Consider the following 14,282-nt stretch of genomic DNA (forward strand, 5'->3'; position numbering starts at 1 on the left):
GCGGGGAGGCGACCTCAGCCGCCGGCGCCCCGCGTCGTCCAGCCGATGCCGCGGTACGAATCCGCCACTGCCGCGGCACCCGCGGTGATTGCGCTGGACATCAGGAAGGCCGACCAGGCACCGCTGTCGTGCGGCTGCGCGAGCAGCGGCGGCAGCCAGACCAGCACGGTGATGACGCCCAGCATCGCCGCTTCCAGCGTGGCGGCCAGCCGCGGCCAAAACCCGAACAGGATGGCGAGGGCTGCCGCCAGGTCGCCCGCGCCGGTCAGGTAGGCCCAGCCGTGCCGCCAGGGTAGCCACGCCGGCACGAAGCCGGCGGTGATGTCCGCATAGACAAAGTGCGAGAGGCCGATCGTCGGCAGCGCCAGCACGAACAGCAGGCGGGCGTTGCGGATGCCGTTGCGGCCCGCGAGGAAACGGCCACCCGGCTTCGCCAGCGCGGCGAACACCACCCAGGCGCCGGCAAGGATCACCGCGATCTCGCCCGCGCCCAGCCACACCGCCTCCATCGATGGCGCGTAGGCGATAGCCGGGAATTTCAGCAGCACCATCCACAGCAGCGCGAACACGGCCATCGTCCCTGCCGCGGTCTTCGCCACGCGCGGGATCAGGATGCCGATGCCGGTGGCCAGTTCGACCAGCGCCGTGAGATGGATGAACAAACCTTGCGCCGGCAGGTGTGCGATCGGGATGCGCTGCCAGGTGCCGGCGAAATCGCCGAACGCCAGCCCGCGCAGGCCCAGCGCGACCATCACCAGCGCCAGCAGGACCCGGCCGGGTCCGATGCCGCGCGCGATCGGGTCGTTCGTGCCGACGGCGAGGCATGCCGCCAGCCATGCGGGCGCGCCTGTGCGCCGGTCGTTCACCACGGATGCTGCGTCCATCACCCACCCTCTTGCGGAGCTGCGCGAGCACAGGGCGTCGAGCGTAGTCGGGCCGGTTCATCCGGACAACGACCACTTTGGGTGGAAATTTCAGACCAATTCGACCTGCACGCCGGCATTGCGCAGCGCCTCGACGGTCTCGGCCGGGGCGCTGCCGTCGCTGATCACCTTGTGCAGCTGGCGCACGGGCGCGATCACCGACAGGCTGCGCTGGCCCAGCTTGCTGGAGTCCAGCACGGCCACGGTCTGCCGCGACACGCGGATCATCAGCGCGTTGAGCGCGGACTCCAGCGGATCGGGCGTGGTCACGCCCACCTCGGGGTCGAGGCCGTCCACGCCGAGGAACAGCCGGTCGGCCGACAGCTTGGCCAGCGCGTGTTCCGCGTCGGGACCGACCAGCGAATAGGAGGTCTGGCGCAGCAGGCCGCCCAGCATCATCACCCGCACGTGGGGCAGGCCGGACAGCTCCAGCGCGATGTTCAGCGCGTTGGTGATCACCGTCAGCGACTCGAACTTGCGCTGGCGGATCTGCCGGGCGATTTCCACGGTGGTGGAACCGGAGTCGAGGATGATCGTCTCACCGTCGCGGATCATCGCCGCCGCCGCCTGGCCGATGCGCAGCTTCTGTGCCTGGTGGCGGGTTTCCTTGATGTTGAGCGGGATGTCGCTGCTGACCGGGATCACCGGCAACGCGCCACCGTGCGAACGCACGATCGCCGAGGCGTTCGCCAGGGCTTCGAGGTCGGCGCGGATGGTCACTGCCGAGGTGGCGAACTTGTTCGCCAGCTCCTCCACCGTGGCGCGGCCGTGTTCCTCCACGTGCTCCACGATCAGGCGACGGCGTTCGCCGAGCAGCAGGCGATGACGGGGGCGGGCGGCGGGCTTGGCGGTCTGGGGTTTGCTCATGCGGACGGAATATGCAGGAGTCGGGCGGCGTTGTCATGATAGACCTTGCGCAGCACGGCGTCCGGCAGATTCAGCCCGTAGATCGACCAGCGCCCCTGCGGCGGTACCGGGGCGGGGGCATAGTCGAAGTATTCGTCCTCGGTTTCTAGGAAGCGGTAGTAGATCTCGTACAGTTCGTCGCCGAACAGCTGCTGGGGCACGTCGTCGCCCCAGGGCGAGGGCACCGCGTCGGTGCCGAACAGGATGCGGTCCTGGTGGCGGTCGAAGAAGCGCTGGGCAATGCGCGGCTGGCGGCCCAGCTCGCCGATGCGCGCGCTGATGTCCACCAGGGTGTTCGGGAAGCGCGCCAGGCAATCCTCCACTGCGGCCAGGTTTTCGGCGTTGTTGCCCACGTGCAGCAGCACGAAGGTGGTGTTGGGGTGGCGCGCGATCATGCGGTTGCGCGCCTCGATGAGTTCCTGGTGGCTGGGGAATTCCGGGCCGTAGAACGACCAGTCCGGGTGGTTGGCCAGTTCCTCATAGCGCTCGTTCCCGCCATCGGTGGGCAGGAAGAACGCCTCCGGGTCGGACACGTGCAGGAACACCGGCATGTCGTGCGCGGCGCAGGCCTCCCACATCGGATCGAAGCGGCGGTCGTCCACACCCACCAGGGGGCCATCGTCGATGCGTTCCCGCAGGTACAGCCCCAGCGTCTTCAGCAGCTTCAGCCCGCGTGCGCCGGCGCGTTTGGCGTGTTCGATCGCGTCGGCCTGGCGTTGCGGGTAGTCCGGCTCGGGGAACAGCGCGAACGAGGGCTCGGTGAGGGTGAGGAAGCGCCCCGGCGCAGCCTGGTCGAACAGCCGGATGCTTTCTTCGAGCCCCTTGCCGACGCCGCCGGTGAGGTTCACCAGGGTGCGCACGCCTTTGCGGTCCATCACCGGCAGCAGCGCTTCCGGCGTGGTGAACACGGTGATCTCCTCGCCGACCGACACGCCGTTGCGCACGCTCTTCGACCAGGTGAGGTGGGCATGCACGTCGATCACCGGGAAACGTGGCCGCTCGATATGCGTCTGCGGCACCCGCAGCATGCTGCGCGGCTTGAAATCCTTCAGCTTGAGTTCGCCCTTGCTGGTGTCTGGGGCGGTCTGCAGCGGGTTCTTGTTGCTGGCCTCGATGCGTACCGTACCGGCGCCGGTCGGCGGGGCGCAGCAGAGGCAGGATTTCTGGTGGGTCATGCTTTTCATCTTCCTCTCCCCTCCAGGGAGAGGAGCGAGGTGAGGGGCGGGTGCTTGCGATGGTGAGGCCAGTGCAACTTGCTTCGTTGAAGCATGCCGCAAGATCGGCCCCTCACCCCAACCCTCTCCCCGGAAGGGAGGGGGAGCAAGGCTACGCTCCGTAGCCGGCTCAGCGCGGGTGCTTGGCCATGATGTCGTGCACCTGGCGCACCAGGTTCACCGCCTGGTCGAACGGGCGCAGCCACATGTTGCGGCCGAACATCACGCCGTTCGCTCCCGACTGCATGTAGTGCTCGACCTTGCGCAGCACCGCCGCGTCGTCGTCGTTCTTCTCGCCGCCGGAGAACAGCACCATGGTACGGCCGGCCGAGCGAACCACGCGGGCGCAGCGGGCGGCGGAGTCTTCCGCGAGCTTGTCGTACGGCGCCGGCACGTTCGCCACGCTGTCGTTCGGCTCGTGCAGCTTGACGATGTCGGCACCCAGTTCCAGCGCCACGCGGGCGGCGTAGTCCTGTGCATACAGCGTATTGGTGCCGCCCTTCGCATTGACCGCGCTGCCACGCGGGTAGGACCACAGTACCAGCGGCATGCCGTAGCGCTCGCAGTCGCGGCGCACCTGCTCGAACTGGCGGAACTCGTCGTGCTGGCGCGGCGAGCCCACGTACATGGTGTAGCCCACCGCGTCGGCGCCGAGGCGCACGGCGTCCTCCACCGAGGCGAACAGCGGCGAGGTGGCCTCGGCATCGCTGGGGATGTTGGTCTTGCCGTTGAGCTTGAGGATCAGCGGCACGCGGCCGGCGTACTCGCGCATGTACTTCTCGGCCAGGCCGATGCCCAGCGCGATGGCGGAAAAGCCGCCGGCCGCGGCGAGTTCGAACTGGTAGCCCGGATCGACGGCCGGCGGATGGGGAAAGAAGTCGGTGGGGCCGTGCTCCAGGCCCTGGTCCAGCGGCAGCACGAGCAGGCTGCCGTTCTTCGGACCCGAGCCATACAGCAGGCGCCACAGGCGGGCGCGCTTGCCCTGCGACAGCGACAGCTTCGAAAACTTTTCGGAAGCTTGCGAAGGGACTTGTAAGTTCTGATTCATTTCGAATACGCTGCAGTGGTGGGCGGATGGCTTCACATTCGAACGAAACAAGAAAAATGTCAATACTTGGAAATAAAACGAAAGAATTCGACAGTTTCCCCGCGCTGGCTGCGGCCGCGCCGGCCGAGCAGCGTGAACTCGGCTACGCCGACACCTTGCGCGAGATCCTGCAGCAGCCGGCGACCTGGCAGGCCACCGCGGCCCTGCTGCGCGAGCCGTCGGTGCAGGCCCGCCTGCAGACTGTGCTGACGCCACGCCCGGCGCAGATCGTACTGACCGGCTCGGGCAGCTCGATCTATGCGGGCGAATGCATCGCGCCCGACCTGCAGCAGGCGCTGGGCGTGCCGGTGCAAGCGATCGCCGCGGGCACCCTGCTCACGCACTGGCGCAGCGCGCTGCCACCGGGCGGCGGTTTGCTGATCTCGATCGCGCGCTCGGGCGACAGCCCGGAAAGCGCCGGCGTGGTGGATCAGCTGCTGGCGCATGCACCGGACTGGCGCCACCTCGCGATCACCTGCAACGCGAGCGGCAAGCTGGCCTCGCAATACCGCGACGAACCGCGCTATGCCTCCCTGGTGCTGGACGGGCGCACCAACGACCGCAGCCTGGTGATGACGTCGAGCTTCACCAGCCTGGTGCTGGCCGGCAGCGGTCTCGGCGGCCGTGCCGATGCCGATGGCTGGCAGGACGGCGTGCAACGCCTCGCCGGTTGCGTGCAGCGCGTGTTCGAGCAGCAGTCCGATGCACTGGCCACGATCGCCTGTCGCGACTTCGACCAGGCGGTCTACCTCGGAAGCGGCGGCGCCCTGGGCGCCGCGCGCGAGGCGGCGCTGAAGATGCTGGAGATGACCGGCGGGCGCGTGCACACGATGGCCGAGACCTTCCTCGGCCTGCGCCATGGCCCGATGTCCAGCCTCGACGAAAACACTTTGGTGGTGGCCTATCTCTCGCCCGATCCGGCGGTGCGCGCCTACGAATACGATCTGCTGCGCGAGCTCGGCCGCAAGCGGCTGGGCCTGGCGCGCGTACTGGTGGGCGAGGGCATCGCCGCCGACGTGATCGGCACGCAGGACCTGGCGGTGGACCTCGCCGGCCTGTCGGCCGGCGACGACGCGTTGCCGTTGCTGGCCGACGTGGCGGTGGGCCAGGTGCTGGCGTTCTTCCGCTGCCTCGCGCAGGGCGGCAGGCCGGATGCGCCCGCGCAAGGCGTGCTGACCCGGGTGGTCGAGTCCTTCGCGCTGCACACCGCGGGCGGCCCATCCGGGCAGCCCGCACAGCATGGGGAGCGCAAGGCGTGAAGCGCATCCTCGTCGCCGGCGAACTCAACGTCGACCTGGTGTTCCGGGATTGCCAGGCGTTTCCCGCGCCGGGTCGCGAGGTACTCGCCGGGGATGCGCTGGTCGTGCCCGGCAGCTCCTCGATGATCTGTGCGATGGGCTTGGCGCGGCTGGGCAATCCGGTGGTCTTCGCCGGCAAGGTGGGCGTGGACGGCTGGGGCGGCTTCTGCGTATCGGCGCTGCAGGGTGCGGGCATCGACGTGGCCGCGGTGCAGCGCGATCCCGCGCTGCGCACGGGCATCACCGCCTCGTTTTCCACCAGTGCCGATCGCGCCCTGGTCACCTTCGCCGGCGCCAGCGGCGCGCTGCGTGCCGCGGACATCGACGACGGGGTGCTGGCCGGGGCCGACCACCTGCACGTGTCCTCGTATTACCTGCAGGACGCGCTCCGCCCGGAGCTCAAGGCGCTGTTCGCGCGCGCCACTGCGCTGGGCCTCGGTACCTCGCTCGACCCGGGCTTCGATCCTGCGGAAAGCTGGGGCGACGAGTGGCGCGACCTGCTCGCCGGGGTCGACCTGTTCCTGCCGAACGACGTGGAGCTCGCCGGCATCAGCGGCTGCGAGGACGTGCGTGACGGCCTGCGTGCGCTGGACAACGGCCATACCCGCATCGTGGTGAAGCGCGGCCGACACGGCTGCGCCACGCTGGACGGCGCCGGCCAATTGCTCGAAGCGCCCGCGTTCGCGGTGGACGCGGTGGACAGCACCGGCGCCGGCGATTCTTTCGACGCCGGCTTCCTGCACGCGTGGCTGCGCGGCCTGCCGCTCGCCGAGGCGATGCGCTGGGGCAACGCCTGCGGCGCGCTCTCCACGCGCGGCGTGGGCGGCACCGCACGGCAGGCCGACGCGGCCGAGGCGCAGGCGCTGCTGGGGCACACCCCATGATCACCGTAGCCGGCTTCAACACCGCGATCGATCACCTGATACGGGTGGACACGCTGCAGCTCGGCGAGGTCAACCGCACGGTACATGAGCAGGTGCTGCCGGGCGGCAAGGGCCTGCATGTGGCGCAGACCATCGCCGCGCTGGGCGAGCCGGTGCAGCTGATCGGCCTGGTCGACGCCGCACACCGCAACCTCATCGCGCGGCGCATGAGCGAACGCGGCGTGCTGTTCCACGGCGTGGAGATCGATGCGCCACTGCGCCACTGCATCGCGCTGCAGGACGCGGCCGGCCAGATCACCGAAATACTGGGGCAGGGGCCGCAGCTGGGCGAACGCGATGGCGCGGCGCTGCATCGCGCATTCCGTCTCGCGCTGGCGGATAGCGGGCTGGCCATCCTGTCCGGCAGCCTGCCGCGCGGAATGGCCGCCGACACCTATGCCGGACTGGCGCAGCAGGTGAGCGCCGCCGGCAAGCGCTGCCTGGTCGACGCCAGCGGCGAGGTGCTGCGCAGGGCGGTGGCAGCACAGCCGTTCCTGCTGAAGCCGAACCGCGACGAGGCCGAGGCACTGTTCGGTCGTGCTGTCGGCGATCTCGATGCCGCCATCGCCGCGTTGCGCGAGCTGCATGCCCAGGGCGTGGCGACGCCGGTGCTGAGCCTGGGCGCGCTGGGTGCGGTGGCGATGGACGAAAGCGGCACCTGGCACGCCGCGGTCGAGCTGGAGCAGGTGCGCAACACCGTCGGCTCGGGCGACTGCTTCCTCGCCGGCATGGCCGTGGCCATCAAGCGCGGCGAGCCGTTGCGCGAGGCCTTGCGACTGGCGGTGGCCTGCGGCGCAGCGAACGCGATGGATGTGGAAACCGGTTACGTGCGTCCGGACCAGGTCGAGGCCTTGCTCGGCCGGGTGCGGGTGCGGGAATGGAAGCACTGAGCGGCGGCGGAGTCCGCCACTGCCGATGAGGATGAGCCATCGGCGTACGAACAATCCGTGGGCTGCGGGGGTGCTTGGCTTGCGGATATCCAGAAGCAGTTCATTACATTCCGAGGGGCATTCATGAAATCCAGCAGAAACATCCCGCTGCGACAGACCGGCCTGGCCACGGCTCTGGGTCTGTTGCTGGCGTCCACGGCCGCGCATGGCCAGTCCACCACCAGCAGCATCTTCGGCCGCGTGCCGGCGCAGTCGGGCGAAAGCGTCACCGTCAGCAACGGCGCGGGCCTGACCCGCACCGTCGGCGTCGACAGCCAGGGCCGCTACAACGCTACCCAGCTGCCGATCGGCACCTATTCGGTGAGCCTGATGCGCGATGGCAGGGAAGTGCAGCGGCGCGACAACGTGGTGCTCAAGGTGGGCGTGGGCGCGGACGTCTCGTTCAACGCGGAAGCCGCCCCGGCCAGCGCGGCGAATGCGCAGCAGCTTTCCGGCGTGAGCGTGACCGCCAGCGCGATCCCGCCGATCGACGTCAGCTCGGTGGACTCGCGCACGGTGCTTACCGCCGACCAGCTGGCCAAGCTGCCGCTGGGCCATACCGCGGAAGCGGTTGCGTTGCTGGCGCCGGCGGCGAACATCGGCGCCGGCGGCGCGAGGAGCACCACCGGCGAGTCGCTGGTCAGCTTCGGCGGTTCGTCGTCCACCGAGAACGCGTACTACCTCAACGGCTTCAACACCACCGATCCGAACCTCTCCGCAGGCGGCATCACCTTGCCGTACGGCTCGATCGAGCAGGAAGAGGTCTACACCGGCGGCTACAGCGCGCAGTACGGACGCAGCGACGGCGGCGTGCTGAACATGATCGGCAAGAGCGGCACCAACGAGTGGCATTTCGGCGGGCAGTTCCTCTACGAGCCGTCGGCCCTGCGTGCGAACCAGGACAGCACCTATTACGCGAACGGCCTGCCCCCGTCGCCGGTGGCGGGCCGGTTGTACGACCCGCGCAACCGGAACAGCAGCTGGTCCTCGGTCTACGACCTTTACGTCGGAGGCCCGATCATCAAGGACAAGCTGTTCTTCTTCGCCTCGGCGGAAATGACCCACACGCAGGGCAACACGGTCAACAGCGTCGATAGCGGCACCGATTCGCACTACCGGAACACGCTGCCCAAGTGGTACGCCAAGGTCAACTGGAACATCACCAGCAACAACCTGCTGGAGCTGACCGGCGCATCCGAGAAGAGCCTGTCCAGCGGCACCGTCTACAACTACGACTACAACAACCTCGCCGACGCGGGCTTCAAGTCCTACGCCAACAACACCAAGCACGGCGGCGACCTGTGGCTGGCGAAGTACACCGGCTACCTCACGGACAAGCTGACCCTGACTGCCATGTACGGCAGCATGAAGACGCGCAGCTACAGCGAGAACCCGGCCTACGACCCGAGCCTGACCTATCTCAGCGGCTACACGAACCAGAATCCGGCGCTGAACGGCGGCACGCCGATCACCAACAACCAGACCGTCAGCAGGATCAGCAACCCGGGCCAGAACTTCGTCACCACCAACCTGCGGGTTGCGCTGTCCTATGCCCTGGGCGACCACACGATCACCGCGGGCATCGACAACCTGCGCACCGCGGCGCGCGACCAGGCCGACCTGACCTCCGGGCCGGGCTACCTGTGGCAATACGGCCACACGAGCACGCCGGGCGATGCGTTGTTCCCAGGGCTCGGCGTAGGCGCGCCAGCCAGTTATCCGAACGGGGCGACCGGCTACTACGCCTCCAAGTACATCTTCAGCCAGGGCGGCAATCTGTTCTCCAGCGAGAAGGCCCAGTACATCGAGGACCAGTGGCAGGTCAACGACCGCCTGCTGCTTTCCATTGGCCTGCGCGACGACAGCTTCGTCAACACCAATGCCAGCGCCAGCGCCTACATGCGCCAGACCAAGCCGCAGTGGGCGCCGCGGCTGGGCTTCAGCTGGGACGTGTTCGGCGACAGCACGTTCAAGGTGTTCGGCAACGCGGGCCGCTACTACCTGGGCTCGCCGATCGCCCCGGGCGACCCCGCCAACGGCTACGTGGCCACCAACCAGTACTACACGTACAGCGGCATCGCGGCCGACGGCACGCCGACCGGCCTGACCCAGATGTCGCCGCCGGTGTCGCCGAACGGCGCCTATGGCCAGACGCCCGACCCGCGCACCATGACGGTGACCAGCCTCAAGGCGATGGACCAGGACGAGTTCATGCTCGGCTTCAGCAAGACCGCCGGCCCGCACTGGGTCTACGGCGCCAAGGTCACCCGGCGCATCCTGCGGCACGTGATCGACGATTACTGCGATGCGCAGGCGGTGGTGGACAAGGCGGCTGCGGAAGGCATCACCGACGTCAACGACGCCACCTGCTACTACATCAATCCGGGCCAGGCCAACACCTTCGCGGTGCAGGATCCCAGCGGCGCGTTCCACAGCGTGACCTTGTCCAATGCCGAGATGCATTTCCCGCATGCGGTGCGCCGCTACTACGGACTGGAAGGCTTCCTGGAGCACCCGTTCGACGGCAAGTGGTACGGCAAGATCAGCTACACCTTCTCGCGCAGCTACGGCAACAGCGAAGGCCAGGGCCAGTCCAACATCCAGGCTACTGGCGGCACGCAGAACGAGGACTGGGATTTCCCGGAGCTGATGGTCTACGCCAACGGCCCGCAGGGCAACGACCATACCAACGTGATCAAGGCGTACGGCTACTACGCGGTCACGCCCGAGTGGATGCTGTCGGCCAACCTCAACCTGACTTCGGGCGGCCCGAAGTACTGCCTCGGCTACTACGGGCCGGGCCAGAGCGACCCGGACGGCTACGGTTCCAACTACCACTGGTGCAACGGCCAGCCATCGCCGCCGGGGGCGACGGGACGGCTGCCGTGGATGAGGCAGCTTGACGTGGGCGTCCATTACCGCCCGGCCTTCGCCGACCACAGGCTCGCCTTCAGCGTGGACGTGTTCAACGTGTTCAACGGGCAGGCGCCGCTGAACCTGAACCCCCACTACAACGGCAACAGCGGCGGCACGCCGAACCCGCTCTACGGCACTCCGCTGGTGCTGCAGCCGCCGCGCTACGTGCGGCTCGGCGTCACCTACGACTACTGATCGTGGGCGGTGGCGTTCCGCGCCGCCTTGCAACAAACCACCGCCCGGCCTTGCCGGGCGGCGGCTTCGAACCGATTCGCCACGCGCACCGGCTGGTCTTGCGGTTTCGTCCGCGGCAGCAAGCCACGGACGAGCGACGCGGGCGCGGATCTCGCATGCTCTCTTTCTCACTCGGGATTACGGAGGCTTTGTGCGGAAACTCGGATATCGAATTGGCGGGCTATGGCTTGCTTGCGGTTTGTTGCTTGGTTCCAGCCTGTTCGTGGCGCCTGCGGCCGAAGCGTTGCCTGCGACGGTTCCGCTGGGCGGCAACGCGTACATCACACAGTCTAGGAACAAGCCGGACGAGACGATCGACGACACCGGACTGCACAACTGGGATTCGCCGTACACCACGATCAGCACGTATGTCGACGTGATGCAGCCGGGTGACCTGCAGGTGTCGCTGGTCGGCAGCCTGTCCGGCTCTACCCAGAGCACGGTCAAGGTATCCATTGGCGACCAGTCGCAGACCATCGCGCTGGCGCCAGCGGGCGTGGCGAACACCGTGTTCCCGGTGGGTACGTTCAGGATCAACCAGCCGGGTTACGTGAAGATCGACCTGCAGGGCGTCTCGAACAACGGCGGCTACTTCGGTGACATCTCCGGGCTGCAACTGGATGGCACGGCGACCGCTGGCGGTTTGCTCTTCGCCAATGATCCGAGCAATTTCTACTGGTCGCGGCGCGGTCCGTCGGTGCATCTGGGCTTCAGTGTTCCGGCCGCGACCGAGTATTTCTACAGCGAAGTCACCGTGCCGGTCGGGCAGGATCCGGTCGGTACGTACTACATGGCGAACGGGTTCAACGTCGGCTACTTCGGCATGCAGGTGAACGCTCCGAACAAACGCTGGATCCTGTTCTCGGTGTGGGATCCGCCGGGCGGCAGCACCACGCTCGTCGCCAAGGGCAACCAGACCATCGTCGACAGTTTCGGTGGCGAAGGGACCGGCGGCCAAAGTCACATGATCTGCAACTGGCGGGCGGGCAGCACCTACCGCTTCATCACCCGCGCCCAGCCCGACGGCCAGGGCAACACCTTGTTCTCGGCCTGGTTCGGCACGCCCCAGGGCGACAATGCCTGCGGTGACAACGGCCAGGGCGGCAACCAGGCACAGGCGGGCGTCAAATGGCATTTCCTTGCCACGTGGAAATACCCCGGTACGTCGACGTATCAGCAGGGCGTGTATTCCTTCCTCGAGGGGTTCAATCCCGACACCGGCTACCTTGGCCGCCGCGCGAGTTTCGGCAACGAGTGGGCGGTCAGCTCGACCGGCGCATGGACCGAGATGACTTCGGCCTGGTACGACGTCGACCCCACGGGCTACAACAACCAGCGCGCGGATTTCGCCGGCGGGGCCGTCGGCAATCAGTTCTATCTGCGCAACGACGGCTTCTTCACGCCTTCGGTCGCGTCGCACCAGTGGTTCTATCGCCAGCCGAATGGCATTCGGCCCGATGTGGATCTAGGCAAACTGCCGGAACAGTAGACCCGACGCATGCAGCCGGCGCAGGGAGGGGCGCCGGCTGTTTTCGGCTCAGTGATAGGACAAGCGATTTCATGTTCACGATGGCTTTCCAGCATCCCGGGGCAGCGCTGCAGAGCAGGGGCCCGTCGGCGCCTTTCTCACTCACGATGGGATGAGCGTGCTCACTTGCCTGCGGATTGGCCTGCGCCACTCCAGCTCGCGCTGTCCCGCTGTGCCGTACGGCGCTTCCAACACAGGCATCGACAAGGGCTCCACACGCAGGGCCGGTCGGTGCCACCAGTCAATACAAGAGGTCACCATGGCAGCATCGCATCCGCACTCCCTTCGTTCGCCACGTGCGGGCGCGCTGGCCTCCTGGCTGCTGATCGTGCTGGCGGGCCTCGGCCCGGCGCACGCCGAGGACAGCGTCGTCACCGGCAAGCTGGTGCTGGCGCCGGGTGCCGCGGCGTTCGCGGACCGGCAGGGGGCGGAGCGCTTCGGCAACGCCGCGGTCGAGGCGCGCTGGACGCTGGACGGCAAGCACCTCGTCGATCTGACGGTGACCGACCGCGTGCACGGCCGCACCCTGCAGGTACCCGCGCCGTTCGCGCTGGTCATGGCCGACGGCAGCACGCTCAGGGCCGCCGACATGAACCTGCTGTCGCTGCCGCGCGTGGCGGCGCTGCCGGTGGATGCCAGGTCCTCGCGACTGGCCGGGCGGATTCCCGGCAAGGCGGTCGAGGCCAGCTTCGGCGACGCGAATGGCCGCTTCCGGGTGGACTGGAAGCTGGTGCAGCGCGACGGCTCGCCTTACCTGCGCGAGGAGGTGGGCATCACCGCGCTCGGGCAGGCCGAGAAGATCGCCAAGGTCTTGCTGCTGGAGACGAAGGTGGCCGGTGCCGAAGTGGAAGGCACGGTGAACGGCTCGCCGGTGGTGGCCAGCGACGTCTATCTCGGCTTCGAGAACCCGCTGTCCGAGAGCACCGCGTACCACGACACGGTGAAACTCGCCATGGCCCGCACGCTACCGCTGGAGCAGGGTAAGACGGTGGCCTACTCGGCGGTGATCGGCGTGGTGCGCGACGGCCAGCTGCGCCGCGACTTCAATAGCTACGTCGAGCGCGAACGCGCGCATCCTTACCGCACCTTCCTGCATTACAACTCCTGGTACGACATCGGCTACTTCACCCCGTACACCGAGGCGGAGGCGCTGGACCGTATCAACACCTTCGGCCGGGAGCTCGCCGTCAAGCGCGGCGTGAAACTGGATTCGTTCCTGTTCGACGATGGCTGGGACGACCGCAGCGGCAGCTGGAACTTCAGCAAGGACTTTCCGCACGGCTTCGTGCCGCTGCGGGAGGCGGCCGCGAAGTACGGCGCCGCGCCGGGCATCTGGCTGTCGCCGTGGGGCGGCTACGGCAAGCCTTGGCAGCAGCGCGTGAAGAACGGCAAGGCAGCCGGCTACGAGACCAACGACGGCGGCTTTGCGCTGTCCGGGCCGAAGTACTACCAGCGCTTCCACCAGGTGGTGATGGATCTGCTCGACAAGGACGGCGTCAACCAGTTCAAGTTCGACGGCACCGGCAACGTCAGCAGCGTGTTCCCGGGCAGCCGTTTCGACAGCGATTTCGCCGCGGCGATCCAGCTGATCAGCGACATCCGCAAGGACAAGCCCGACACCTTCATCAACCTCACCACCGGCACCTGGGCCTCGCCGTTCTGGCTGCGCTACGCCGACACCATCTGGCGCGACGGCGAGGACGACTGGTATGCCGGGGTAGGCACGATGCGCGAGCGGTGGATCACCTACCGCGACCAGCAGACCTACCAGAACATCGTGCTGAAGGGGCCGCTGTTTCCGATCGATTCGCTGATGCTCCACGGCATCATCTACGCGCAGAAGAACCCGCGCCTCAACACCGATCCGGGCCATGACTTCGCCAACGAGGTGCACTCCTATTTCGCCACCGGCACCGAGCTTCAGGAGATGTACATCACGCCTTCGCTGCTCACGCCGCAGGACTGGGACACGCTGGCCGACACGGCGAAGTGGTCGCGCGCGAACGCCGACGTGCTGCGCGACTCGCACTGGATCGGCGGCGATCCCGGCCGGCTGGATGTCTACGGCTGGGCCGCGTGGTCGCCGAAGAAAGCCATCGTCACCTTCCGCAATCCGGACGACAAGCCGCAGCTCGCGGTGATCGACCTGCAGCGCCAGCTGCAGCTGCCGCCGGGCGTAGCGCGCCGCTTCAGCGTGCACGACGTATGGAAGAACGGCGGCGCCGATGTGCCGAAGACGCTGGATGCGGAGCACGCGGGCACGATCAAGCTGGCGCCGTTCGAGGTGCTGACGCTGGAACTGACCCCGACCAACGGAGGCTGAG

At 67.8% G+C, this 14,282-nt stretch carries 10 protein-coding genes; 6 read left to right on the plus strand and 4 right to left on the minus strand.

The annotated features are described in order from the left end of the window. Positions 1-14: 14 nt before the first annotated feature. From AC2EWF_RS02365 to AC2EWF_RS02380, 4 genes are all read right to left on the minus strand, one after another. Positions 15-884 carry a hypothetical protein gene (locus AC2EWF_RS02365; RefSeq protein ID WP_483637749.1) on the minus strand — a complete coding sequence of 290 codons (870 nt, stop codon included), beginning with the start codon at positions 882-884 and terminating at the stop codon, positions 15-17. A 90-nt stretch (positions 885-974) separates the two neighbouring features. Then, positions 975-1,790: a DeoR/GlpR family DNA-binding transcription regulator gene (locus AC2EWF_RS02370; protein ID WP_483637750.1), complete on the minus strand. Its 816-nt coding sequence runs from the start codon at positions 1,788-1,790 to the stop codon at positions 975-977. Next, positions 1,787-3,013, minus strand: coding sequence for an amidohydrolase family protein (locus AC2EWF_RS02375; RefSeq protein WP_483637751.1), 1,227 nt, complete (start codon positions 3,011-3,013; stop codon positions 1,787-1,789). The genes AC2EWF_RS02370 and AC2EWF_RS02375 overlap by 4 nt, the downstream gene beginning before the upstream one ends. Before the next feature lie 160 nt (positions 3,014-3,173). Beyond that, the gene (locus AC2EWF_RS02380) at positions 3,174-4,091 is read right to left on the minus strand and encodes a class I fructose-bisphosphate aldolase (protein ID WP_483637752.1); all 918 of its coding nucleotides are present in this window, start codon (positions 4,089-4,091) and stop codon (positions 3,174-3,176) included. A 56-nt stretch (positions 4,092-4,147) separates the two neighbouring features. Between AC2EWF_RS02380 and AC2EWF_RS02385 the strand changes: the two genes are divergently transcribed. The 6 genes from AC2EWF_RS02385 to AC2EWF_RS02410 all read left to right on the plus strand — a co-directional run bounded on the left by AC2EWF_RS02385 (position 4,148) and on the right by AC2EWF_RS02410 (position 14,281). Next, positions 4,148-5,389 (plus strand): SIS domain-containing protein, encoded by a 1,242-nt coding sequence (locus tag AC2EWF_RS02385; protein ID WP_483637753.1) that lies wholly within the window; start codon positions 4,148-4,150, stop codon positions 5,387-5,389. Further along, a complete protein-coding gene (locus AC2EWF_RS02390) occupies positions 5,386-6,312 on the plus strand; it encodes a carbohydrate kinase family protein (protein ID WP_483637754.1) in 927 nt (308 codons plus the stop codon). The genes AC2EWF_RS02385 and AC2EWF_RS02390 overlap by 4 nt, the downstream gene beginning before the upstream one ends. After that, positions 6,309-7,241: a 1-phosphofructokinase family hexose kinase gene (locus AC2EWF_RS02395; protein WP_483637755.1), complete on the plus strand. Its 933-nt coding sequence runs from the start codon at positions 6,309-6,311 to the stop codon at positions 7,239-7,241. The genes AC2EWF_RS02390 and AC2EWF_RS02395 overlap by 4 nt, the downstream gene beginning before the upstream one ends. Before the next feature lie 123 nt (positions 7,242-7,364). Then, the gene (locus AC2EWF_RS02400) at positions 7,365-10,391 is read left to right on the plus strand and encodes a TonB-dependent receptor (RefSeq protein WP_483637756.1); all 3,027 of its coding nucleotides are present in this window, start codon (positions 7,365-7,367) and stop codon (positions 10,389-10,391) included. Between the two features lie 238 nt (positions 10,392-10,629). Next, positions 10,630-11,919, plus strand: a complete 1,290-nt coding sequence (locus tag AC2EWF_RS02405) for a DUF3472 domain-containing protein (protein ID WP_483637757.1) — start codon at positions 10,630-10,632, stop codon at positions 11,917-11,919. Positions 11,920-12,217: 298 nt separating this feature from the next. Beyond that, positions 12,218-14,281: an alpha-galactosidase gene (locus AC2EWF_RS02410; RefSeq protein ID WP_483637758.1), complete on the plus strand. Its 2,064-nt coding sequence runs from the start codon at positions 12,218-12,220 to the stop codon at positions 14,279-14,281. Position 14,282 lies beyond the last annotated feature (1 nt).

It is taken from the genome of Rhodanobacter sp. sgz306013 (assembly GCF_057031145.1).

Coding starts and splice junctions, on each gene's coding strand:
- AC2EWF_RS02365 (WP_483637749.1), bottom strand. CDS start 884: ATGGACGCAGCATCCGTGGTGAACGACCGGCGCACAGGCGCGCCCGCA.
- AC2EWF_RS02370 (WP_483637750.1), bottom strand. CDS start 1,790: ATGAGCAAACCCCAGACCGCCAAGCCCGCCGCCCGCCCCCGTCATCGC.
- AC2EWF_RS02375 (WP_483637751.1), bottom strand. CDS start 3,013: ATGAAAAGCATGACCCACCAGAAATCCTGCCTCTGCTGCGCCCCGCCG.
- AC2EWF_RS02380 (WP_483637752.1), bottom strand. CDS start 4,091: ATGAATCAGAACTTACAAGTCCCTTCGCAAGCTTCCGAAAAGTTTTCG.
- AC2EWF_RS02385 (WP_483637753.1), top strand. CDS start 4,148: ATGTCAATACTTGGAAATAAAACGAAAGAATTCGACAGTTTCCCCGCG.
- AC2EWF_RS02395 (WP_483637755.1), top strand. CDS start 6,309: ATGATCACCGTAGCCGGCTTCAACACCGCGATCGATCACCTGATACGG.
- AC2EWF_RS02400 (WP_483637756.1), top strand. CDS start 7,365: ATGAAATCCAGCAGAAACATCCCGCTGCGACAGACCGGCCTGGCCACG.
- AC2EWF_RS02410 (WP_483637758.1), top strand. CDS start 12,218: ATGGCAGCATCGCATCCGCACTCCCTTCGTTCGCCACGTGCGGGCGCG.